Consider the following 22099-nt stretch of genomic DNA (forward strand, 5'->3'; position numbering starts at 1 on the left):
CCAGCCCATCCCGGCGTGGAAGCCTCGTGCCGGCGGGTCCTCCGGCCGGGTCACCCCGCGCCCGCCGCATCGAGCCGTTGCAACACCACGTCGAGGACCTGTTTCCAGGTTTGGTCGTCCATCGGGTCCTGACCGCCCTGACCGTGGATCGCCAGGTAGAGGGCGTTCAGGAGCTGGTCCGCCGCGACCGGGTGTCGCCTACGGTAGGCCAGGAACTCCTGGATGAGCCGATCCTTGTACGGCTCGGCCGCGCTAGAGAAGCGTGCCGTCACCAGTTCGGCGAGTCGTTCCTGGCCGGGTTCCACCATGTGGAGCTGAACGCAGCGCCGGAGGAAGGCGGGCGGGAACTCCCGCTCGCCGTTGCTGGTGATGACGATGAACGGGAAGGCACGACAGCACACCGCACCCTTCGTGATGACCGCGCTCTGCTCGGGATCGGAGATGTGGACGGCGACCTCGGGGGTGCGAGAACGGATCCGGAACAGCTCCGGGACCTGGTAGCTGCCCTCCTCCAGCACGTCGAGCAGGTCGTTGGCCAGATCTGCGTCACTCTTGTCGAACTCGTCGATCAGCAGGACGCGCGGGAGCCTGTAGGGGAGCAGCGCTGTGCCGAGAGGGCCGAGCCGCAGGTACTCACCGATGTCCGTTCCCTGCTCCGGCTCCTCGTTCCCGGCGCGTGTGCGGGCGTCCTGGACTCTGCCGATCGCGTCGTACTCGTACAGCCCGGAGCGGAGCGTGGTGCGGCTGTTGACCGGCCAGCGCAGCACCGGGCCGAGGTGCAGCTCGCGGCTGATCTGATAGGCGAGTGTGGACTTGCCCACGCCGGGGTTGCCGGTGACCAGCAACGGGCGGCGCAGGCAGAGCGCGGCGTTGACTGCGGCGACCTCCTTCGGGTCGGCTCTGCGCGGGGGCAGGAAGTCAACCGGTCCCAGTCTCCGGTCCAGCTCTGCCAGGTCCTCGGCGGGCGGCGACAGGACCGGCCCGCCCGTGAAGTCACGCCAGGGCGGAGGCGGAGGAAGCGCCTTACGCAGCGGGACGTCTTTTCTTTCGTCCCGGGGAACTCCTGTGCCCCGGTAGATGAACCAGCCCTTGGGAATGACTCGGGGACCGTCAGCTTCGTTTGACCTTTCGGCGCTCATCTGCGAACGTCCTCTACTGGGGCGTGCGTTTACATCGGGGGAACTGTCTTCCTCGCAGGATCCCCTCCCACCGACAGGGGTGCAAGGCCCTCTGCGAACAGAGGGATCCCCGGATTTTTGGGTTTCCCGTGCATAGGCTTCCCGAAGACATCACGCCGGTGCTTTCAGCGGATCCGCAGGGGGAATGTCCCGGGTCGGATCGTCCCAAAGCATTCCGATATTCCAGTGGGCGCGTGACGCGGACCTCCCGACCGACCTGCGGATACCCATGATGCTCTTGGGCAGCTTCTTGAGTCGCGCGGGTTGCACGGCCTCCGCCACCACGTCACGGAAGTCGTCGTTGCTCTCGGCGTTCCGGCACCACAGGATGATCGGTATCCCGGCGTCAACGGCCACGCCCAGCTCCGAGTGACCGGGCTCACGATCGGGCGGGGTGGACAGCACACAGACCACCAGATGCTCTCCTTCGTCCAGTTCCTGCCGGAGCCTCACCAGATTCGCGGGCTCCTCCAGCGGGACGAGGTAGGTTCCGCCGTTCTCGCTCATGAACCGTTCCCACCGGTCCCACCAGAGTCGGTGCCTGTCGCGGGGCCGCAGGCGCGTGTCACTACGGATCACGACCTCGTAGTCCATGCCCAGTGTCCGCGGCGGCAGGCCGTTGGGGGTCGGCCGGAGCCACCGGTCCACCTCGAGGTTGATCAGGTCGGGCGGGAGCACGAACTCCAGCAGCAGAGGTGCCCTGATGCCGTATCCCCACCCGGTCTCCGCCTCCATTACCAGGTCGAGCACATGGGTGACGACCTCTGCCAGCGGCACCTCCCTGTCCTCTCCCCGCACCGGACACCACTGGACGTGGTCGAACTGCCGCCAGTGGCTGACGATGTGCAAGTCCCGCGCGTCGTTCGGAACGGGCAGCCGGTCGATCTCGATAGTCAAGCAGATCGGAAAGTCGGTCCGTTCGGGAAACGGATACGGCCGAGTCAGCAGGAGTTCGAGTTCCGCGGCCGCCTCCTCGTTTCCGTCCGCGCGCAGGAGATCACGCTGCTGGTACAGCCAGCGGCGTAACCCGCTCACCAGGTCGAGACCGACGGCCGGTTTCTGCCTCGGGAGGACCTGCACGAGAAGAGCGAGGAACCGCAGGTGGGGGGAGAGTCTTCCAGGCCGGGTGTTGGAGTCGAGGAGATAGACGAAGATCTCCCCCGGCCCGGTGAGCCCATGCGGATACGGACGGACCGCCCGCCCGACCGCCGCGCGGTAGAGAGCGCTCAGATTGTCCACGCTGCATCCCCGCAGGAGCTCCTCGACGCGCAGCTCGTCATTCTGCGTCATAAGGGGGCTTGCCAGACTGACCATTCTCCGGGCCTTCTCCGCCTCTGTGGAACCCTCACAGAGAAAGCCGAGAGCGGAGACGAGCGCCCTCCGCTCCTTCTCACCCTTGAGACATTCGGTAACAATCCGATACATACGTGTTTTCGGATGCTCCATCTCATCGATGAGTATTCTCCGGGGCCTCAACTCATCGTTGATCATGTTCACCAGAACATCGAACCGCAGCTCGGGAATACCCAGCAGCACATCAGCGATCGCCTTGGGGTCGACTGAGCGATCCGGCACATCTCCCCCTCGTCACCCCGTGGCCACCGTCGGGCTCATGACCACCGTCGATCAGCGTCGTATGTGATGGAACGCTATATCTCGGGATGAATCCGGGGAAGACGCGCACCCGTGCAAAGGCCCCAAGAATTCCGGCGGTCCACCGACACCCGACCGCGCTCTCACTCGCGTTTCCCCTGCACCGGTCATTTCGGCCCGCCCGAGATCGACACGCCGCGGTGGTGGCCTCGGACGGGACCTCACGGGACAGAACAGCTAGCTAACGGGCCGGGATCATGACCAGGGCGCTGCCCCCTCCTCTCCGGGACGGCTCGGCGACGGCCTGGAGCCTGCCCCGGCCGAGGAACTCGACGGCGGTGGCGGCGCCGATCTCCGGGTTGAGCGTGAAAGCGTGTCCCCGGGCGGTGAGCTCGGCGCCGTAGCGGTCGATGAACCCCTGCTCGGCCTGGGTCTGGGCGGTGTTGCGCTGGGTGGCCCGGGGCGCCGCCAGGGCCTCGGGCAGGGGCATGCCGAGCTCCCAGCGGTTGACGAGGATCTGCAGCACGGTCGTGATGATCGTCGACCCGCCGGGCGAGCCGAGGGCGAGCAGCGGCCGGCCGTCGGCGAGCACGATCGTCGGGGCCATGGACGAGCGGGGCCGCTTGCCCGGTCCGGGCAGGTTGGGGTCGCCCGGGGCGGGACCGAAGGTGAAGTCGGTCAGCTCGTTGTTGAGCAGGAAGCCGCGGCCGGGGACGACGATGCCGTTGCCGCCGGTGGACTCGATGGTGATGTTGTAGGCGACGACGTTCCCCCACCGGTCCGCCACGACCAGGTGGGTGGTCTCCGGCCCCTCGGCGGGCGTCTCCGCCGTCGGGGGCGCCGGGTCCGCCGCCGGACAGGGCTCGTAGGCGCCGTCGGGGTTCCCCGGCGGGGCCGGGTGCGGCATCGCCCGCTCGCCGACCAGGCAGGCCCGCTCCTTGGCGAACCCGTCGGACAGCAGCTCCTCCAGCGGCACCCCGGGGACGTCGCCGACGTACCTGCCCCGGTCGGCGAAGGCGAGCCTGGACGCCTCCAGGTACTCGTGCATCCCGGCCTCGGGCAGCGCCTCCAGGATGTTGAGCGCCTCGCCGACCGTCGAGCCGCCCGAGGACGGGGGCGCCATGCCGTACACGTCCATGCCCTTGTAGGTCGTCCTGGTCGGCGGGCGCTCCAGGGCCCGGTAGGCCCTCAGGTCGGGCAGCTCCATCAGGCCGGGCCGGACGTTCCTGGCGGACCCGGGGGCGACCGGCGGGTTCTTGACGGTCTTCACGATCTCGGCGCCGAGGCCGCCGCCGTACAGCCAGCGCCCGCCGTACCGGCCGAGCAGGCGGTAGGTCTCGGCCAGCTCGGGGTTGCGGAAGGTGGAGCCGACCGGGGGCGGCGCGCCGCCGGGCAGGAAGAGCCGGGCGGTGGAGGTGAAGTCGGCGAACCTGGCGGCGTTGGCGGCGGTCTGGTCGTGGAAGGTCCGGTCGACCGTGAAGCCCTCGCGCGCCACCCTGATCGCGGGCTGCAGCGCCTGCCGGAGCGAGAGCGTGCCGAACCGGCGCAGCGCCAGCTCCCACTGGGCCACGCTGCCCGGGACCCCGGCCGAGAGCCCGCTGGTGACGGCCTCGTCGAGCGGGACGCCCTCCAGCGAGGCCGAGGTCATCGCCCGCGGTGCCGTCTCCCGGCCGTCGATCGTGTGGACCTTCTTCCGCCGGGCGTCGTAGTAGACGATGAACCCGCCTCCGGCGAGCCCTGCCGAGTAGGGCTCGGTGACACCGAGCACGGCCGCTCCCGCGACCGCCGCGTCCACGGCGTTGCCGCCGCGGCGCAGCACCTCCAGCGCCGCCCTGCTCGCGTCCGGGTCGACGGTCGAGACCGCCCCGCCGTACCCCTCGGCCACGGGTCTCTTCTCCACCGGCGGCGACACCCCCGCCGTGGCGGGCTGGGTGAGCAGAACGGAGCTCCCGGCCAGGATCCCGGCGAGCGGTACGGCGATGCGACGAGCGATCATCATGACCTCCTGCGGACAGCTTTACCCAGCTCGCCGGTGTTGTCAGCCCTGTACCTCCGGGGATGTACCGTCCCCTGCCCCGCAGGGCGGACGCGCAGGTCAGGCCGGGGGACATAGGGTGCTGGGCGTGCGCACCCGACCCCGATTGACCGACCGGATGCTCCCGCTGGTCGTGGGAGCCGTCCAGGTCGCGTCCAACTACGGGGCGCAGGCCAACCAGCCCGGCCGCCTCCCGGTGGACCTCCTCGGCACCGCCCTGCTGCTGGTCGGGCCGCTCGCCCTGGCCGCGCGGCGCAGCCACCCGGTGCTCGCCCTGGCCGTCACGCTCGCCTCGACCTTCGCCTTCGTCGCCCGCGGCCACGCCTACGGCCCGATCTTCTTCAGTCCCCTCATCGCGCTCCATTTCACCGTCGTCCTCGGCCACCGGCGCACCGCCTGGGCCGCCTCGGCGGTGGCCTACGCGTTCCTCGTCGCCTACACGACCTGGCTGGCGCCCGTCCCCAGCCCCGGTCTCTGGCACGACCTCGGGATAGCGGCCGTCCTGGGGACCGTCCTGGCCGTGGGGGAGTTCGCCAGGGCCAGGACGGAGCGGGCGGCCGAGCGTGCGCGGGTGGTCGCGGAGGAGTCGCGGCGGCAGGTCAGCGAGGAGCGGCTGACCATGGCCCAGGAGCTGCACGACGTGCTCGCCCACAACATCTCGCTCATCCACGTGCAGGCCTCCACCGCGCTGCACCTGATCGACGACCACCCCGAGCAGGCCCGCACCGCGCTCACCGCGATCAAGCAGGCGTCCAAGGACGTGCTGACCGAGATGCGCTCGCTGATCGGCGTGCTCCGCGACGACGCGCCACGCTCCCCGACGGCCGGGCTGGACGGCCTGGAGGAGCTGGCCGGGCGGAGCGGCCTCGACGTCACCCGGCGCGTCACCGGCCGGGCCAGGCCGCTGCCGTCCGGGGTGGACCTGGCCGGATACCGCATCGTGCAGGAGTCCCTCACCAACGTCGTCCGGCACGCCCCCGGCTCCGCGGTCGAGGTCCTGCTGGAGTACGGCGCCCGCGAGCTGCTGGTCCGGGTCACCGACTCCGGTGACGGGACCCCCGCCGAGAGCCTGGGCGGAGGCAACGGCATCCCCGGCATGAAGGAGCGGGCCGCTGCCCTGGGAGGGACGCTGGCCGCCGGGCGCCACGGGCGCGGCTTCCGCGTCGAGGCCCGTCTGCCGATCCCGGAGGAGGCGCCGCGCCCCTCGGAGGAGACATCCCGGACACCGGAGGAGACACCGTGATCAGCATCCTTCTCGCCGACGACCAGGCCCTGGTCAGGGCCGGGTTCCGGGCGCTGCTCGACGCCCAGCCCGGGATGACCGTGGTGGCCGAGGCCGCCGACGGGGCCGAGGCCCTGGCCCTGGCCGCCGAGCACCGGCCGGACGTGGTCCTGATGGACGTCCGGATGCCCGGCATGGACGGCCTGGAGGCCACCCGGCGGATGCCCCCGGGACCGAAGATCGTCATCCTGACCACGTTCGAGCTGGACGAGTACGTCTTCGAGGCCCTGCGCAACGGCGCCAGCGGCTTCCTGGTCAAGGACACCGAGCCCGCCGAGCTGATCCAGGCCGTCCGCGTCGTCGCCGCCGGAGACGCCCTGCTCTCCCCCGGCGTGACCCGCCGCCTCATCGCCGAGTACGCCAGCCGCGCCAAGCGGCCCGACTCCTCGCTGGACCTGTCCCCGCTCACCGACCGGGAGCGCGAGGTCCTCGCCCTCGTCGGCACCGGCATGACCAACGACGAGATCGCCGGGAAGCTCTTCATGAGCCCGGCCACCGCCAAGACCCACGTCAGCCGGACCATGATGAAGCTGCACGCCCGGGACCGCGCCCAGCTCGTCGTCATCGCCTACGAGACCGGCCTGGTCCGCCCCGGCTGGTCCTGAGTCCTCGCGATCCGATCAGGCGTTCGCGATCCCGGGCCGGTCGGCTTCACCCTCGGCACCCCGGTCTTCGCCAGGGCCCTCGGAGAGGCCCGGCGCCCGCACCGCCGATGATGATGACGATGACGATGGGTGAGCAAAGTGTTACTGTTCGCCTCGGCTTGCCGCGGTTAGCGTTCGATCCGTGGGGATCTGCATCACGACCACGGCCGCCCGCTGAGCGTGGAGCCGGTCGCGCTGTTCGTCGGGGGGCTCGCCACCGGTCTGGTGGCGGGCACCGCCTCGTGTACGGCCGTGCAGGGCGGCCTGCTCGCGGGGCTGGCCACCGGGGCACCACCGGCGCGGAGCGGCTGCTGCCAGGCCTCCTCCGGCCTGTCCGGCACGGGAGCCGTCGCCCTCTTCCTCACCGGGCGCCTCACCTCCCACCTCGCGGCCGGGACGCTTCTCGGGTTGCTGGGCTCGGCCGTACGGCTCTCCCCGGGAGCGCGGGCGGTGCTGCTGGTCGCGGCAGGACTCGCGGTCATCGGGTTCGGGCTCCGGGCCTTCGCCCGCGCGCCCGCCCGCCGGGGGGCCGGGCCGGAACCCGCCGCACCCGCCCGCGGATCCGCCGGACCCGGCGCCGCGGCGCGCGGTCCCTCCGAGTCCAGCCCGGCGCCGCCCGGTTCCGCCGGCCGTGCGGGAGTGCCGCCGGGCGCCGGACGGGCCGTGCTGCTCGGGGCGGCGACGGTGCTGCTGCCCTGCGGGGTCACGCTCAGCGCCGAGACGGTCGCGGTCTCCAGCGGCTCCGCGCTGGGCGGGGCCGCGGTCATGGCGGGCTTCGCCGCGGGCACCGCCCCCGCGTTCGCGCTGCTCGGGCTCGCGTTGCGCCGGGCGGCGTCCACCCGGCTGGCGGCCCTGGCGGGAGTGCTGGCGCTGGCCGCCGGGGTGTGGACCGTCACCTCGGGGCTGCGCCTGGGCGGCTGGCTCCCCGGTCCGGCCGCCCCGGCCGCGGCGGCGGACACCGCGCCGCGGCCGGTCCTCGCCGGCGGCGTGCAGCGGATCGACCTCTGGGCGACGGACCGCGGGTACCGCCCCGGCATCGTGGCGGCGCGCGCGGGCGTGCCCGTCGAACTGGTCTTCCGCGTCGCGGGCGACCCGGGCTGCGCGCGGACGCTCACCGTCGAGGGCCGCGACGTGCCGCTCCCCGCCGTCGTGCGGCTCGGCCCGCGACCCGCGGGGACGCTCCGCTACAGCTGCTCGATGGGGATGTACGCGGGCTTCGTCGTCTTCTCCTGAACGTTCCCCGGCACGGAGGTTCTGATTACGCTCCGCTTACGATCGATTACATGCGATCCTGTGGACTGTCAGGCAGGAGGATGACATGGGTTGGTGGCCGGGTGAGCCGGAGACGACCGCGGTCCGGGTGCCCGCCCCCCGGGGCGCCCGGCACGAGCAGGGACACGAGCCCGGCGGCGACGATCCGGCCGTCCTGCTGGTGGCGGCGCAGGCGGGTGACGCGCGTGCCGCGCACCTGCTCGGGCGGCACCACGCGCAGCGCGGGGACCGTTCGGCGGCGCGGCACTGGTGGGAGCGGGCGGCCGCCGCGGGCAGCACCGACAGCGCCTACAACCTCGGCGTCTGGCACGAGAAGCACGGCAGCCTCGGCGAGGCCGTGCGCTGGTACGAACGGGCCGCGGGCACCGGCGACACCGAGGCCGCGCTGAACCTGGCGACGCTGCTGATGGAGCAGCTCGGCGAGCTGGCCGCCGCCCGGCGGTGGTTCGAGACCGCGGCCCTCTCGGGCTCGCGGAGCGCGGCCCGCCGGCTGGCGCTGATCCACGAGGACGACGGCGATCTGAAGACCGCCGGGGAGTGGCACCGGCGGGCCGCCCTGGACGGCGACCTGGCCTCCGGGCACGACCTGGGCTTCCTCTCCTACGCCTCCGGCGAGGAGGAGGAGACGCTGCGCTGGTGGGAGCTGGCCGCCCGGGGCGGGCACGCCGACGCCGCCTACCATCTCGGCCTGCTCCTGGCGGCCAACCGCGACCCGGAGGGCGCCGAGGCGTTCTACCGGCTCGCCGCGGGCAGCGAGCACCCCGGGGCCGCCTCGCAGCTCGGCGGGATCGCGCTCACCCGGGGCGACCTGCGCACCGCCCGCGCCTGGTTCGAGCGGGCCGCCTGCGCCGGGCGGGCGGACGACCAGCGGACGGCCGGGTTCGTGTGCGTGGAACTGGGCGACGCCCAGGCGGCCGGCCACTGGTTCGGCCGGGCCGCGGCCTCCGGCGACCCGGAGGCGGCCTTCGACCTCGGCCTGCTGCTCATCGCGGAGCAGGGCGACCTGCAGGGCGGGGAGCACTGGTTCCGTCAGGCGGCACGGGCCGGGCACCGGCGGGCCGCGGCCGAGCTCGCCTCCCTGCTCGCGACGACCGGGTCCCCGTACAGCGCCCGCGACCTGCCGGGACCCCTCGCGGCCGGGGCGGGATCTCCCGCGGACGAGACCGGGTCGCCGGCCCCGGTCTGGGGCCGGATCGCCGAACCCGAGCTCGTCGCCCGCGCGGAGCTGGCGGCCGCCGCGGTGGCCCAGCGGGGCGGGCTCCCGCTCAGGGCCGGGGACCTGACGGAGATCCTCTGCACCTGGGATCTGGTGACCCGGCCGCTGCGCGACCACGCCGGCGCCGTGAGCTGGCTGACCACGCGGAGCGGGCTGCACCCGGAGGCGATCGAGCACCTGGGCTCGGTCCGGGCGACGCTGCTCCGGCCGGGCAGCGCCCCCTGGCCGACACCGGCCGAGGTCGAGCACGTCCTGGTCACGGCCCGCGACCTGCGGACCCGGCTCGGCCTCCGCTGAACGGCGCACGCCCCGCACCGGCCGCCCCGCACCGGGCGACGCCGGTCCGGGGCGGCCCGGAGATCAGGCGGAGAGGACCTCGGAGACCGGGGTGAACGGCAGGCCGAGCGCGACCGCGACCGGCTCGTTGGTGAGCAGGCCGGCGTGGGTGTTGAGGCCCGGGGCGAGGGCGGCGTCCTGCGCCAGGGCGGCCTTCCAGCCCAGGTTCGCGAGCTTGACCGCGTACGGCAGGGTCGCGTTGGTCAGCGCGTAGGTGGAGGTGTTGGCCACCGAGCCCGGCATGTTGGCCACGCAGTAGAAGATCGAGTTGTGGACCGTGTAGGTCGGCTCGGCGTGCGTGGTCGGGCGGGAGTCCTCGAAGCAGCCGCCCTGGTCGATCGCGATGTCGACGAGCACGGAGCCCGGCTTCATCCGGGAGACCAGGTCGTTGGAGACGAGGGTCGGAGCCTTGGCGCCCGGGATCAGCACCGCGCCGATGACCAGGTCGGCGTCCAGGACCTCCTTCTCGATCGCGTACGAGGTCGAGACGAGGGTCTTCAGCCGGCCCTGGTAGATGGCGTCGATGGAGCGCAGGCGGTCGATGTTGAGGTCGAGGACGGTGACGTCCGCGCCCATGCCGACGGCGATCTGCGCGGCGTTGAGGCCGGAGACGCCGGCGCCGATGACGACGACCTTGGCCGGGGCCACGCCGGGCACGCCGCCGGGCAGCACGCCGCGCCCGCCGTTGAAGCGCATCAGGTTGTAGGCGCCGACCTGCGGGGCGAGGCGGCCCGCGACCTCCGACATCGGGGCGAGCAGCGGCAGGGTGTTGCCGACCTGGACGGTCTCGTAGGCGATGCCGGTGACCTGCCGCTCCAGCAGGGCCTCGGCGCACGCCTTGCCGGCCGCCAGGTGCAGGTAGGTGAAGAGCACCTGGCCGGGGCGCATGCGGTGGTACTCCTCCGCGATGGGCTCCTTGACCTTGAGGATCATGTCGGCCTCGCCCCACACCGCGTCGGCGGTGTCGAGGATCTTGGCACCGGCCGCGAGGTAGTCCTCGTCGGGCAGGTGCGAGCCGAGGCCGGCGCCGCGCTGGATGACCACCTCGTGGCCGTGCCGGACCAGCTCGTGCACGCCCGCCGGGGTGGCCGCGACACGGTACTCGTGGTTCTTGACCTCGGTGGGGACACCGATCTTCACAGGGGTTTCCTTTCAGGAGTTGCGACGGAAGAGGAGGGCGGAGCCGTTCAGAGCCGGTTCCATGCCTCGGTGAGCACGGAGCGGAGGATCGACTCGATCTCGTCGAACTCCTTGGGGCCGCAGATGAGCGGGGGCGCGAGCTGGACCACGGGGTCGCCGCGGTCGTCGGCGCGGCAGTACAGGCCCGCGTCGAAGAGGGCCTTGGAGAGGAAGCCGCGGAGCATGCGCTCGGACTCGTCCGCGCTGAAGGTCTCCTTGGTCGCCTTGTCCTTGACGAGCTCGATGCCCCAGAAGAATCCGGAGCCGCGCACGTCGCCGACGATCGGCAGGTCGTGGAGACGCTCGAGGGTGGCGCGGAAGACCGGCTCGTTACGGGTCACGTGGCCGAGCAGGTCCTCGCGCTCGAAGAGGTCGAGGTTGGCCAGCGCCACCGCCGCGGAGACGGGGTGGCCGCCGAAGGTGTAGCCGTGGGCGAACATCTCGGTGCCGTTCTTGAACGGCTCGAAGAGGCGCTCGGAGGCGATCATCGCGCCGATCGGCGAGTAGCCGCTGGTCATGCCCTTGGCGCAGGTGATGATGTCGGGGACGTAGTCGAACTTCTGCCCGCCGAACATGGTGCCCAGGCGGCCGAAGGCGCAGATGACCTCGTCGGAGACGAGCAGCACGTCGTACTCGTCGCAGATCTCGCGCAGGCGCTGGAAGTAGCCGGGCGGGGGCGGGAAGCAGCCGCCGGCGTTCTGCACCGGCTCGACGAAGACGGCGGCCACGGTGTCCGGGCCCTCCATCTCGATGGCGCGGGCGACGCGCTCGGCGGCCCAGTAGCCGTACTGCTCCGGGGTCATTCCGGCCACGCCGGTGATCTCGTCGGCGCGGTAGTGGTTGGTGTTCGGCACCCGGACCGAGCCCGGCACCAGCGGCTCGAACATCTGCTTGAAGAGCGGGATGCCGGTGATCGACAGGGCGCCCTGCGGGGTGCCGTGGTAGGCGATCTGGCGGCTGATGACCTTGTGCTTGAGCGGCTTGCCGGTCATCTTGTAGTACTGCTTGGCGAGCTTCCACGCGGTCTCGACGGCCTCGCCGCCGCCGGTGGTGAAGAAGACCCGGTTGAGGTCGCCGGGGGTCTGCTCGGCCAGGCGCTGGGCGAGCTCGGCGGCCTTGGGGTGCGCGTACGACCACAGCGGGAAGAACGCCAGTTCCTGGGCCTGCTTGGCGGCGGCCTCGGCGAGCTCGCTGCGGCCGTGCCCGGCCTGGACGACGAACAGGCCGGCCAGACCGTCGAGGTAGCGCTTGCCGTGGATGTCGTAGACGTAGGCGCCCTCACCCCGAACGATCATCGGGACCTCGGCGTCCGCGTAGGAGCCGTGCCGGGTGAAGTGCATCCACAGGTTGTCCTGCGCGGCCTTCATGACCGAAGCCACGTCGGTGTTCTCGGGGTACGTCATCGCTATCTTCCCTCAGTGAGCTGGGCTTCCCACAGTGTGCATGCCGGAGGCCCTTTTGCCAAGTGAAAGCGTGGGTTCATGGTGTAAGAACCTCGGAATCCGCAAAACGCTCATGTAACAACGACGAAATCCGCGCTCACCGACCAGCGGTGGAGCGGCCCCGGACGGCACGGTTCCGCCGGGCGGAACCACGGGGCAGGAGAGGGAGGCGGACGCACCCGCCCGCCGGGTGGGCACGGCCGCCCGCCGCCTGTGCTGCAATAGGCGCAGACCACATACTGAGATGCGAGGGAACGTCGTGACTCCTGACGAGATCGAAGGCGCCGTCGACGCAGGCCTGCCCCGGGCGATCGAAGACCTCAAGCGGCTCGTCTCCATCCCCTCCGTGGCCTTCCCCGGCCACCCGGATGAGCCCGTGCACGCGGCCGCGGCGGCCACCGAGGAGCTGCTGCGCAGCGCCGGGCTCCCGGAGGTCCGGCAGATCCCGGTGGACGGGAGCTTCCCGGCCGTCTACGCCGAGGCCCCGGCGCCTCCCGGCGCCCCGACCGTGCTGCTCTACGCGCACTACGACGTCCAGCCCGCGGGCGACCCGGCGCTCTGGCGCACCCCGGCCTTCGAGCCGACCGAGGTCGACGGCGCGATCCACGGCCGCGGCGCCGCCGACGACAAGTCGGGCGTCATCTCCCACGTCGCGGCGCTGCGCACCTTCGAGGGCCGGTTCCCGGTCGGGATCAAGGTCATCATCGAGGGCCAGGAGGAGTACGCCGGGGAGCGCCTGGAGGCGTTCGTCGAGCGCAACCCCGAACTGGTGAGGGCCGACGCGATCATCGTCGCCGACACCGGCAACCCCCGGGTGGGCGACCCGTCGGTGACCACCTCGCTGCGCGGCATGGGCGCGTTCACCGTGGAGGTGCGCACCCTGGAGGAGTCGCTGCACAGCGGCTCGTTCGGCGGCGCGGCCCCGGACGCCCTGGCGGCGCTGATCCGGATGCTGGCCGCCCTGCACGACGACCACGGCGACATCCGCGTGCCCGGCCTGCCGCGCGGCACCTTCCTGGGCACCGGCCCCTCCGAGGAGGAGTTCCGCGAGACCGCGGGCGTGCTGGACGGCGTCTCGCTGGTGGGGTCAGGCTCGCTGGCCGACCGGCTCTGGGCCTCCTACGCCATCACCGTCACCGGCCTGGACGTGCCGACCGTCTCCGGTGCGATCAACGCGGTCCAGGCGGTCGCCCGCGCCCGCGTCACGGTGCGGGTCCCCCCGGCGGGCGACCCCAAGACGACGATCGAGGCGGTGGTCGACTTCCTCGACCAGGTCGCCCCGTGGGGCGTCAAGGTGAGCTTCACCGACTACGTGCTCGGCTCGGGATTCCTCTCCGACACCGGCGGCACCGCCCGCTCCGCGCTGAACCGGTCCATGGAGCGCGCCTACGGCCGCCCGCCGCGCGACGTGGGGGCCGGCGGCTCGATCCCGCTGGTCTCCACGTTCGTCAGGCAGTTCCCGGCCGCCGAGATCCTCCTCTTCGGCGCCGAGGACGACGGCGCCGCGATCCACGCGCCCAACGAGCGGGTCGTCGTCGAGGAGCTCCGCCGTACGATCCTCTCCGAGGCGCTCTTCCTCCAGGAGTACGGCACCGCGACCACCGGCTGACGCGGGGCGTGAAGCCCCACCCCCTTCCGGGGTGGGGCTTTTCCACGTGATAGCTTTTGTACTGACCAGTCAGTTCTAAAGGAGGTGCCCGATGCCCCAGGGGGCCGCGGTGCAGGCGTGCGAACTGTCCCTCAGGAGCGGGCACGGCTGGGTCTACCGTGACGTCGGCCTGGAGGCCGGACCGGGCGGCCTGACCGCCGTCGCCGGGCAGGCGGGCAGCGGGCGCACCAGCCTGCTGCTCACGCTGGCCGGCCGGATGAGGCCGACCGGGGGCACCCTCACCGTCGCCGGGCGCACCGGGCCGCGGGCGATCCGGCGGGTCGCCGCGCTCGGCCTGGTCGACGGGGTCAACGACCTGGAGAAGGCGCTGACCGTCCGCGAGCACGTGCGCGAACGGTCGCGCGGGCTGTTCTGGAACGCCGGGAGCGCCCGGCACGCCGCCGCGGCCATGGAGCGGGCGGGGCTGGGGCTGTCCCCCGAGGACCGGACGCTGATCCGCGACCTCGGCCGCGAGCAGCGGGTGCGCCTGGGGATCGCGCTGGCCCTGCTCGACGGACCCGGCCTGCTGGTCCTCGACAACGTGGACCACGGCCTGCCCGCCGACCGGCGGGACGCGCTCTGGGCGACGCTGGAGGAGCTGGCCGGGCAGGGGCTGACGGTGATCGCCTCCTGCACCGAGAGCCCTGCGGCCCGGACGGTGCGCCTCCCGGCGGCGGAGACCGGGGACGACGGGACCGCGGCGCACGCCGTACGGGCCGGGGAGAGCGGGGAGCGGGAGCGATGAGGCCGTTGCGGCTGGGCAGGCTGGAGCTGCGGCGGTTCACCCGGTCGCGGCTGACCCGGGCGGCGCTGGCGGGCGTGGTGATGCTGCCGCTGCTCTACGCCGGGCTGTACCTGTGGTCGTTCTGGGACCCGCAGGGGAACCTGGAGAACATCCCGGTGGCGCTCGTCATGGAGGACCGCCCCGCGAAGGCGGGCGACCGGACGATCGACGCGGGGCGGGAGCTGGTCGAGGAGCTCCGGGAACGCGAGGTGTTCTCCTGGCACCGGGTCGGCGCCCGGGAGGCCGCCGACGGCGTCAACGACGGGAGCTTCTACCTCTCCCTGACGATCCCCGCCGACTTCAGCGCCCGGCTCGCCTCGCCCTCCGGTGACGGCACGCCCACCCCCGCCGAACTCGGCGTCATGGTGGACACCGGCCGGAGCTACATCATGGGGACGATCTCCGACGCGGTGTTCGCCGAGGTCAAGGAGGCCGCGGGCCGTACCGCGATCAAGGACTACTGGGACAGCGTCTTCGTCTCCTTCGGCGAGCTGCACGACGCCACCGCCAAGGCCGCCGACGGCGCGGAGAAGCTCTACGACGGCAACCTCAAGGCCCGCGACAACACCGGCAGGCTGGCTGACGGCGCGACCACCCTCAATACCGGGCTCGGCCAGGCCAGGGACGGCACCCGCCGGCTCACCGTGGGCCTGAACGAAGCGGACACCGCCACCGCGAAGCTGTCGGCCGGCGCGAGCACCCTGACCGAGAAACTCGGAGAGGCGGACGCGGCCGCCGCGGAGTTGTCGGCCGGTGCGAAGACCCTGGCCAAGGGGCTGGGGGACGCGGAGAAAGGTTCCCGGAAGCTGGGCGAGGGGCTGGCCACGCTAGAGGGCGGCGCCCGGCAGGTCGCCGACGGCAACGCCCAGGCGTACCAGCAGGTCCACGCCCAGACGACCAGGCTCAACCAGCTGGCCGACGAGTTCGTCCCGGCGCTGGAGGCCAACGGCACGCGGCTCCAGACTCTCGCGCGGGCCGTCGAGAAGGGCGCGGACCTGGTCGCCCAGGGTACCGGCAGGCTGCCCGCCGGGCTCGGCCAGGGAGCCGGGCAGGCCCGTCAGCAGGCGGAGCGGCTGCTCGCCATGCTGGAGAACGACCCCGATGCCGATCCCGGCCTGCGCGCCGCCGCCGAGGAGCTCATCCGGTCCACCCGGCAGGTCGAGGACGGGATGGCGAGTGCGTCCGCGGGCGGCGGCCCGGCCCTCGCCCAGCTCCAGCAGGACGCACGGCGGATCTCGGAGGTCTCGGGCCGCATGGCGGCGCTCGCGCCGGATGCCGGACGCATACTCGATCAGGCCCGGGACAAGGTCAGCCAGCTCGACGAGGGGCTCGGCAAGCTGGCCGACGGATCGGCCAAGGTCCACGCGGGCCTCGGCTCGGCCGCTACCGCGAACACGCAGCTCACTGCGGGCATCGCCAAACTGGGCGACGGCTCGGCCCAGCTCTCCGGCGGGCTGGCCCGGCTCGACGGCGGCATCACCGAGCTGGGCGACGGCGCCGCCCGGCTCTCCGGCGGGCTGACCCGGCTCGACGGCGGCATCACCGAGCTGGGCGACGGCGCCGCCCGGGTGGACAGCGGGGTCGGCAGACTGCACGAGGGGGCGGGGAAGCTCGATGACGGCCTCGACCGGCTCTCCGGCGGGCTCGGCACGCTGGTCGACGGCTCCCGGGAGCTGAGCGAGAAGCTCGGCGAAGGGGCGGAGGAGATCCCCGACTACGGCGCGCAGGAGCGTGCGAGCCGTACCGGGATGATGAGCGAGCCGGTCACGCTGGCCGGCCGGACCGTCAACGAGGTGCCCAACTACGGCACCGGCTTCGCGCCGTTCTTCGTCCCGCTGGCGCTGTGGGTCGGCGCGATGGTGGCCTACATGGTCCTGCGCCCGCTCAACCCGCGCCTGCTGGCCGGTACGGCTCCCGCGTGGCGGATCGCGGTGGCCGGGTGGCTGCCCGGCCTGGCCCTGGGCGCCGCCCAGACCGGGGTGCTGCTGGCGGTGCTCAGGTTCGGGCTCGGGCTGGAGGCCGCGCACTGGGCCGGGACGGCCGGACTCCTGCTGCTGGCCACCGCGGCGTTCCTGGCGATCGTGCAGGCGGTCAACGCCCTGCTCGGCGCGCCCGGCCGGGTCGCGGTGCTGGCGCTGCTGATGCTCCAGCTCACCTCCGCCGCCGGAACCTACCCGATCGAGACCTCGCCGGGCTTCTTCCAGGCGATCTCACCGTGGCTCCCGATGAGCTGGGTCGTCAGCGCGCTGCGGCGTCTGATCAGCGGCGGCGACCCGGCCGTGGTCTGGCAGGCCTGCGGGGTGCTGGCCCTGTTCACCGCGCTGGGACTGGCGCTGAGCTGCTACGCCGTGCACAAGGGACGGACCTGGTCGATGCGGCGGCTCCACCCCGAGCTCGCACTGTGACTACCGTTGGCGGCATGAAGGCGAGCGGCCGGCGGGCCGGGACGAGGCTCAGGCTGTTCGCGGCGGCGGCGGAGCTGATCGCGGAGCAGGGGTACGCCGCGACCACGGTCGACGCGATCGCCGAGCGCGCCGGGGTGGCCAAGGGCACGGTGTTCTACAACTTCGGCACCAAGGAGGCGCTCTTCACCGGTCTGCTCGACCACGGGATCGGCCTGCTGGCCGATGCCCTGTCCGGGGCGGCGGCCGGGGGGACGGCCGGGGAGACGGCGCTGGACGCCCTCGACTCGGTGGTCATGGCGCAGTTGCGGTTCTTCGAGGAGTACGGCGCGTTCGCCCGGGTGCTGCTCGCCGAGATGTGGCGCACCGCCTGGCAGGAGGCGGTGGCCCGGCTGCGCGCGGACGCGCTCGGCGTCTACGCGGACGTGCTGCGCCGGGCGGTGGCCGAGGGCGCGGTCCGCGAGGACCTGGACGTGGAGACCGCGGCGACCGCCGTGTTCGGCATGGTGCTGACCGTGGCGATCGAGCGCCGGGCACTGCACCCGGACCGCCCGATCGAGCGGGTGCACGCCACGCTCGTCGACCTCCTGCGCGGCCGGGTGGCCGGGTAGCCGGCCGTACGGCGTCCGTGCGCCGCAGGCCCGGCGCCGCGGCGGACCCCGTACGGCCCGCTACCTCCCGCGCACCGGCAGGTCGTAGGTACGGCGCACGCTCGTGGGCTCCGCACCGAGGTCGGCCCCGTAGATGTGCAGGGAGACCGCGGTGGTGTCGCCGACGTTGTGCACCTTGTGGATGTCCCCGGGCGGGGCGAAACCGCTGACGTCGCCGGTCCGGTTGGCGACCCGGCCGATCTCGACCAGGTGGTCGCCCTCGTCGCGGTAGAGCGTCTCGTACTCGATCCCCTGCAGCACGCCGAAGACGCACCAGGCGATGTGGTCGTGGGGCCGGGTCCGCTGCCCGGGCCGCCAGACGACCGCGACGACCGAGAAGCCCTTCTCCGTGTGGAGGGTGTGCCTGACGTAGGTGTCCGGATCGCCGGCCCGTTCGCCGGCGGTGAGGATCCCGGGCGCGGGCAGCCGGTCGCGCAGCACGTCCGCGACGGCGAAGGCCGTGGCGCGCGGCTCCGCGGGCCGGTACGCGAGTTCCCGGACCCCCTCCACCAGTTCCGCCAGGCCGGGGCGGGCGAGAGTCGTGGTCTCCATGTCTCAAGCGTGCGCCCGGCCGATATATAAGGTCCAATGCCTATCTTTCTGATGATCGATAGATAATGTTGATACATGCTCGACATCGTGCGGCTCCGCGTGCTCGCCGCCGTCGCCCGGCACGGCTCGGTCACCAGGGCCGCCAGGGAGCTGCACTACTCGCAGCCCTCGGTCAGCCACCACCTCGCCAAGCTGGAGGCCGAGACCGGAGCCAGGCTCATCCAGCGGGTGGGCCGGGGCATCCGGCTGACCGAGGCGGGGCGGCTCCTGGCCGAGCGGGCCACCGAGATCATCGGCCGCGTCGACTCCGCCTCCGCCGAGCTCTCCGCCCATGTGGGCCTGCGCGCGGGCCGGGTACGGCTGGCCGCCTTCCCCTCGGCCCTGGGCACGTTCGTGCCGGGGGCCGCGGCGCTGCTCGCCCGCGAGCACCCCGGCCTGGAGCTGGGCCTGACCGAGACCGAGCCGCCGGAGGCCCTGCGCATGCTCCGCGCGGGTTACGTGGACGCGGCCGTCATCTTCCGCTACGACGACACCGCCCCGGAGGAGAACGGCATCCGCCTCGTCCACCTGCTGGACGACCCCAGTCACCTGGTCACCGCGGGGACGGCCGCTCCCCCGCCCGGCGCGGAGCCCGCCGGGGACCCCGCCGCCCGGCGGTCCGGGGAAGCGGGGGGCGCCCCCGCCGCCGGGGAGCCGGAGGACGCCCTGCTCTCCCACCGCGACGCCCGGTGGATCGCCGGCTGCGACCGGTGCCGGAGCCACCTGCTCGACCTGTGCGCGCAGCGCGGATTCGAGCCGAGGATCGCCTTCACCAGCGACGACATCGTGGCCGTCCAGGCCCTGGTCGCCGCCGGGATGGGGGTGACCGCCCTGCCCGGCCTCGCGCTGCAGGCCCACCGCCACCCCGGTGTCGACACGGTCGAGATCGCCGGCTCGACCCGCCACGTCTACGCCGCCGTCTACGGCGAGCCCCCCGACCCGCCCGCCACCGCCGCCCTGCTGTCCGCCCTCATGGCGGTGGCCTGAGCGCTTCCTCCCGTCCGCGCCGATCGGGCGTTCCCGGGAGGCGGTTCCGGCGGCCTCCGCGATGTCGCCGGACGGTGCCGCCCGGAGGGCCCCGACGCGCCCGGAGAGCCGCCGTGCACGGGATTCCGGAGTCTTGACAGGGCCGAACCGGCCGCGATAAAAACCAACTGGTTACAAAACCATAAGGTTATGAACATGGCCGCCGACGACCTGGAAGGGCGAACCGCGATGACCGACATCCGGCCCACGCAGACCGAGATCCCCGCCGACGCCGCCGACGTCCCGGCCGACCCCGCCGCGCCTCCCGTCCCGCCCGGCGCGTTCCTCCTCGAACTCGTCCCGGTGCCCGTCACGGACATCGACCGGGCCAGGGCCTTCTACGCCGACCGCCTCGGCTTCCACGTGGACGTCGACGTACGGCCCGCGGACGGCGTGCGGATCGTCCAGCTCACCCCGCCGGGCTCCGCCTGCTCGATCACTCTGGCCGAGGGCGTCCCGTCGCTCGACATGCCGGCCGGCACGCTGCGCGGCCTGCACCTGGTGGTGAGCGACATCGAGCAGGCCCGCGCGGCGCTCATCGAGCGCGGCGCGGACGTGGGTCCGGTCGAGGACCTGGGCGGTGTCCTGTACGCCCACTTCGCCGACCCGGACGGCAACACCTGGACCCTCCAGCACATGCCCTGGCGCGTCTGAGGACGCCTCCGAAGCCGCCCGGGCGCCGGAACCCGGCCCCGCGAGGACGGGCGTCCGCCGAAAATCCGAGGCGGCCCGGGGGCCGCCGTGTCTACGATCCCCGTATGCCGGATCTCGCGACCCTCGTCCTCTTCTCCGCCGCGACCCTGGCCCTGCTGCTCGTGCCGGGCCCCGCGGTCGTCTACATCGTGACCCGCAGCGTCGCCCAGGGCAGGAGCGCGGGGCTCGTCTCGGTCCTCGGCATCCACCTCGGCTCCGTGGTCCACGTGGCCGCCGCCGCGCTCGGCATCAGCGCCCTGCTCGCCGCCTCGGCGACCGCGTTCACGGTCGTCAAGTACCTCGGCGCCGCCTACCTGGTCTGGCTGGGCGTCCGCAAGCTGATGCACGGACGGAACGGGGCCGAGGCCGCCGAGCCGCCGGTCGCGAGCCGTACCCGGATGTTCTGGGAGGGTTTCGCGGTGAACGTGCTGAACCCGAAGACCGCGATCTTCTTCCTGGCCTTCCTCCCCCAGTTCGCCGACCCGGGCGCCGGCCCGATCGCCCCGCAGATCGTGCTGCTCGGCGTGATCTGGATCGTCCTCGGCATGGCCAGCGACGGCGCCTTCGCCCTGCTCGCCTCCGCCCTGGCCGGCCGCCTGCGCCGCTCCGCCCGCGCCCGCCGCCGGCTGGACGTCGCCAGCGGCGTCGTCTACCTCGGCCTGGGCGCCGCCGCCGCGCTCACCGGCGAACACACCGCGTCCGGCGGTGCCATGCCGGCCTCCGGCGCCGCGGCCGGGGCCTGAGGAGCGGCCCGCCCCCGGACCCGGCGTCCCCGGCTCGCGGCGGGGCGCCCGCGGAGCCGGGGCGAGCCGTCACAGGCCGAAGGCCGCGGCCAGGTCCGGCCGTCCGCGGACGAGCGCGGTGAAGCGCCCGGCCATCAGGTCGTAGCCCTTCTGGTCCGGGTGGAGGTCGTCGTAGAGCCGCCCGGCGTCCGACGGCCCGAGCAGTTCCAGCCCGTCGACGAAGTACAGGCGGGGGTCCGTCGCCGCGCGCTCGGCGGCGACCTGCTCCAGCAGGCGCCGGGTCATGCCGAGGGTGAGCGCCCCGGGGTCGGAGTCGAGGCTCCGCAGGGCCGCGCGGAACCGGGTCCCGTCGTGGACCGTCGGCCCGGGCGTGTCCTCGTGGATGGGGCAGGCGACGGCCGAGACGAGGACGATCGGGGTGTCCGGGTGGCCGTCCCGGACGGTGTCGAGGAACCCGTGGACGGCGGGCATGAAGGTGCGGGCGCGCATGCTGTCGGCGTTGACGATGTTGATGCCGACCTTGAGGGAGATGACGTCGGCCTCGATGTCCCTGATGGTCCGGGCGGCGAAGGGGTCGAGCATGGCGTTCCCGGCCAGTCCCATGCTGGTCAGCCTCAGGCCCAGGTTGCGGGCGGCGGTCTGCGGCCAGGGGCCGAGCGGGCCGTCCGCCTCCAGGCAGTGGCTGATCGAGCTGCCGTAGTGGAGCCAGTGCGTGGCCCGGGACGGCGCCGGGGTGAGCGGGGCGTCGGAGGTCACGCTCCGGAGCTCGACCTGGGCGGTGTGCGGCAGCCAGATCTCCACCACACGCTCCTGCCCGCCCTCCGGCTCCCCGAGGTCGAGCCGTACGGCCGACGCCTCCCCGGCCTCGACCCGCATCCCGTCGTCCACCAGCCGGACGACGTCCCCCTCGTCCACGTCGGCGCGGCAGACGGCCTCGCCGCCGGCGACCGCGACGAAGCTCGCCGGGTGCTCCCGGGAGTCGAGTCCCTCGGGGAGGGCGCGGGTGATCTTGACTGCCAGCGTGATCCGGGAGGCCCCGGTCAGCATCCGCAGGTGCACCCCGGCGGCGGCGGAGGCGACCCACATGGCGGAGTGGGTGGGCTCCTGCCCCCTGCTCCGCCGGGCCAGCCTGAGGGGGATGACGCCCTCGGGCGTCGGCTCCGCGTCGACGGCGCCGGCGAGGAGCCCCGCCAGCCCTTCCGCGTCAAGGGTGTGCTCCCCAGCCATCTGCCCACTCCATTTCCGGGCGGGCGCCTGAAACCAGACGCCGGCGACCATGATCGTGCTGAAATGCTCGCACAGCCTCCCTTAAAACGTCGATAGTGCCCTTAAAACATCTACAGCACCTATAAAGGGATATTTCCCGCACCGGAAGAGGCGGCGCC

General features: G+C 73.0%; 18 protein-coding genes. 11 read left to right on the forward strand and 7 right to left on the reverse strand.

Going from position 1 to position 22099, the window contains the following annotated elements; all coding sequences use genetic code 11:
- Positions 1 to 50 precede the first annotated feature (50 nt).
- From FHS22_RS06105 to FHS22_RS06115, 3 genes are all read right to left on the reverse strand, one after another.
- Positions 51 to 1139 carry an AAA family ATPase gene (locus FHS22_RS06105; RefSeq protein WP_184939191.1) on the reverse strand — a complete coding sequence of 363 codons (1089 nt, stop codon included), beginning with the start codon at positions 1137 to 1139 and terminating at the stop codon, positions 51 to 53.
- A 150-nt stretch (positions 1140 to 1289) separates the two neighbouring features.
- The gene (locus FHS22_RS06110) at positions 1290 to 2753 is read right to left on the reverse strand and encodes a VMAP-C domain-containing protein (RefSeq protein ID WP_184939192.1); all 1464 of its coding nucleotides are present in this window, start codon (positions 2751 to 2753) and stop codon (positions 1290 to 1292) included.
- 259 nt (positions 2754 to 3012) lie between these two features.
- Complete coding sequence (locus FHS22_RS06115; protein WP_338047618.1) at positions 3013 to 4770, reverse strand: gamma-glutamyltransferase; 1758 nt, start codon at positions 4768 to 4770, stop codon at positions 3013 to 3015.
- Between the two features lie 124 nt (positions 4771 to 4894).
- Between FHS22_RS06115 and FHS22_RS06120 the strand changes: the two genes are divergently transcribed.
- The 4 genes from FHS22_RS06120 (at position 4895) to FHS22_RS06135 (ending at position 9517) form a co-directional block, all read left to right on the forward strand.
- Entirely contained in the window at positions 4895 to 6049 is a 1155-nt protein-coding gene (locus tag FHS22_RS06120) for a sensor histidine kinase (RefSeq protein WP_184939195.1), read from the forward strand.
- The gene (locus FHS22_RS06125; protein ID WP_184939197.1) at positions 6046 to 6693 is read left to right on the forward strand and encodes a response regulator; all 648 of its coding nucleotides are present in this window, start codon (positions 6046 to 6048) and stop codon (positions 6691 to 6693) included. Before FHS22_RS06120 ends, FHS22_RS06125 begins: the two co-directional genes overlap by 4 nt.
- Before the next feature lie 219 nt (positions 6694 to 6912).
- On the forward strand, positions 6913 to 7965 hold the full coding sequence (locus FHS22_RS06130; RefSeq protein WP_184939199.1) for a sulfite exporter TauE/SafE family protein: 1053 nt from the start codon (positions 6913 to 6915) through the stop codon (positions 7963 to 7965).
- Between the two features lie 85 nt (positions 7966 to 8050).
- Positions 8051 to 9517, forward strand: coding sequence for a tetratricopeptide repeat protein (locus tag FHS22_RS06135; RefSeq protein WP_184939200.1), 1467 nt, complete (start codon positions 8051 to 8053; stop codon positions 9515 to 9517).
- Positions 9518 to 9580: 63 nt separating this feature from the next.
- On the opposite strand, the gene ald is transcribed toward FHS22_RS06135, so the two are convergent.
- Both ald and FHS22_RS06145 read right to left on the reverse strand, forming a co-directional pair.
- Positions 9581 to 10696 (reverse strand): alanine dehydrogenase, encoded by a 1116-nt coding sequence (ald, locus tag FHS22_RS06140; RefSeq protein ID WP_184939202.1) that lies wholly within the window; start codon positions 10694 to 10696, stop codon positions 9581 to 9583.
- 47 nt (positions 10697 to 10743) lie between these two features.
- Positions 10744 to 12138 (reverse strand): aspartate aminotransferase family protein, encoded by a 1395-nt coding sequence (locus FHS22_RS06145; RefSeq protein WP_184939204.1) that lies wholly within the window; start codon positions 12136 to 12138, stop codon positions 10744 to 10746.
- Positions 12139 to 12436: 298 nt separating this feature from the next.
- On the opposite strand from FHS22_RS06145, the gene FHS22_RS06150 reads away from it, so the two are divergent.
- The 4 genes from FHS22_RS06150 (at position 12437) to FHS22_RS06165 (ending at position 17622) form a co-directional block, all read left to right on the forward strand.
- Positions 12437 to 13786 carry a M20/M25/M40 family metallo-hydrolase gene (locus FHS22_RS06150; RefSeq protein WP_184939205.1) on the forward strand — a complete coding sequence of 450 codons (1350 nt, stop codon included), beginning with the start codon at positions 12437 to 12439 and terminating at the stop codon, positions 13784 to 13786.
- Between the two features lie 91 nt (positions 13787 to 13877).
- Positions 13878 to 14570 carry an ABC transporter ATP-binding protein gene (locus tag FHS22_RS06155; protein WP_184939207.1) on the forward strand — a complete coding sequence of 231 codons (693 nt, stop codon included), beginning with the start codon at positions 13878 to 13880 and terminating at the stop codon, positions 14568 to 14570.
- Positions 14567 to 17014, forward strand: a complete 2448-nt coding sequence (locus tag FHS22_RS06160; RefSeq protein WP_184939209.1) for a YhgE/Pip domain-containing protein — start codon at positions 14567 to 14569, stop codon at positions 17012 to 17014. The genes FHS22_RS06155 and FHS22_RS06160 overlap by 4 nt, the downstream gene beginning before the upstream one ends.
- Before the next feature lie 14 nt (positions 17015 to 17028).
- Entirely contained in the window at positions 17029 to 17622 is a 594-nt protein-coding gene (locus FHS22_RS06165; RefSeq protein WP_184939211.1) for a TetR/AcrR family transcriptional regulator, read from the forward strand.
- Between the two features lie 60 nt (positions 17623 to 17682).
- On the opposite strand, the gene FHS22_RS06170 is transcribed toward FHS22_RS06165, so the two are convergent.
- Complete coding sequence (locus FHS22_RS06170; protein ID WP_184939213.1) at positions 17683 to 18213, reverse strand: cysteine dioxygenase family protein; 531 nt, start codon at positions 18211 to 18213, stop codon at positions 17683 to 17685.
- Positions 18214 to 18288: 75 nt separating this feature from the next.
- Here FHS22_RS06170 and FHS22_RS06175 point away from each other — a divergent pair, with 75 nt between their 5' ends.
- From FHS22_RS06175 to FHS22_RS06185, 3 genes are all read left to right on the forward strand, one after another.
- Positions 18289 to 19239 carry a LysR family transcriptional regulator gene (locus FHS22_RS06175; RefSeq protein WP_184939214.1) on the forward strand — a complete coding sequence of 317 codons (951 nt, stop codon included), beginning with the start codon at positions 18289 to 18291 and terminating at the stop codon, positions 19237 to 19239.
- A gap of 195 nt (positions 19240 to 19434) precedes the next feature.
- A complete protein-coding gene (locus FHS22_RS06180; RefSeq protein WP_260407714.1) occupies positions 19435 to 19932 on the forward strand; it encodes a VOC family protein in 498 nt (165 codons plus the stop codon).
- A 104-nt stretch (positions 19933 to 20036) separates the two neighbouring features.
- Positions 20037 to 20714 carry a LysE family translocator gene (locus FHS22_RS06185; protein ID WP_184939215.1) on the forward strand — a complete coding sequence of 226 codons (678 nt, stop codon included), beginning with the start codon at positions 20037 to 20039 and terminating at the stop codon, positions 20712 to 20714.
- Between the two features lie 69 nt (positions 20715 to 20783).
- Here the strand turns inward: FHS22_RS06185 and FHS22_RS06190 are convergent, their stop codons facing one another.
- Positions 20784 to 21941, reverse strand: a complete 1158-nt coding sequence (locus FHS22_RS06190; protein ID WP_184939216.1) for a GDSL-type esterase/lipase family protein — start codon at positions 21939 to 21941, stop codon at positions 20784 to 20786.
- Positions 21942 to 22099 lie beyond the last annotated feature (158 nt).

The sequence above is a fragment of the Thiemannella venezuelensis genome (assembly GCF_014203605.1).
GTDB classification, from domain to species: Bacteria; Actinomycetota; Actinomycetes; order Streptosporangiales; family Streptosporangiaceae; genus Planomonospora_A; species Planomonospora_A venezuelensis.

What these genes read in the sequence shown, in the direction of transcription:
- FHS22_RS06165 (WP_184939211.1), top strand. Translation starts at nt 17,029, where the DNA reads ATGAAGGCGAGCGGCCGGCGGGCCGGGACGAGGCTCAGGCTGTTCGCG.
- FHS22_RS06160 (WP_184939209.1), top strand. Translation starts at nt 14,567, where the DNA reads ATGAGGCCGTTGCGGCTGGGCAGGCTGGAGCTGCGGCGGTTCACCCGG.
- FHS22_RS06135 (WP_184939200.1), top strand. Translation starts at nt 8,051, where the DNA reads ATGGGTTGGTGGCCGGGTGAGCCGGAGACGACCGCGGTCCGGGTGCCC.
- FHS22_RS06105 (WP_184939191.1), bottom strand. Translation starts at nt 1,139, where the DNA reads ATGAGCGCCGAAAGGTCAAACGAAGCTGACGGTCCCCGAGTCATTCCC.
- FHS22_RS06190 (WP_184939216.1), bottom strand. Translation starts at nt 21,941, where the DNA reads ATGGCTGGGGAGCACACCCTTGACGCGGAAGGGCTGGCGGGGCTCCTC.
- FHS22_RS06175 (WP_184939214.1), top strand. Translation starts at nt 18,289, where the DNA reads ATGCTCGACATCGTGCGGCTCCGCGTGCTCGCCGCCGTCGCCCGGCAC.
- FHS22_RS06145 (WP_184939204.1), bottom strand. Translation starts at nt 12,138, where the DNA reads ATGACGTACCCCGAGAACACCGACGTGGCTTCGGTCATGAAGGCCGCG.
- FHS22_RS06115 (WP_338047618.1), bottom strand. Translation starts at nt 4,770, where the DNA reads ATGATGATCGCTCGTCGCATCGCCGTACCGCTCGCCGGGATCCTGGCC.
- FHS22_RS06180 (WP_260407714.1), top strand. Translation starts at nt 19,435, where the DNA reads ATGGCCGCCGACGACCTGGAAGGGCGAACCGCGATGACCGACATCCGG.
- FHS22_RS06170 (WP_184939213.1), bottom strand. Translation starts at nt 18,213, where the DNA reads ATGGAGACCACGACTCTCGCCCGCCCCGGCCTGGCGGAACTGGTGGAG.
- FHS22_RS06185 (WP_184939215.1), top strand. Translation starts at nt 20,037, where the DNA reads ATGCCGGATCTCGCGACCCTCGTCCTCTTCTCCGCCGCGACCCTGGCC.
- FHS22_RS06155 (WP_184939207.1), top strand. Translation starts at nt 13,878, where the DNA reads ATGCCCCAGGGGGCCGCGGTGCAGGCGTGCGAACTGTCCCTCAGGAGC.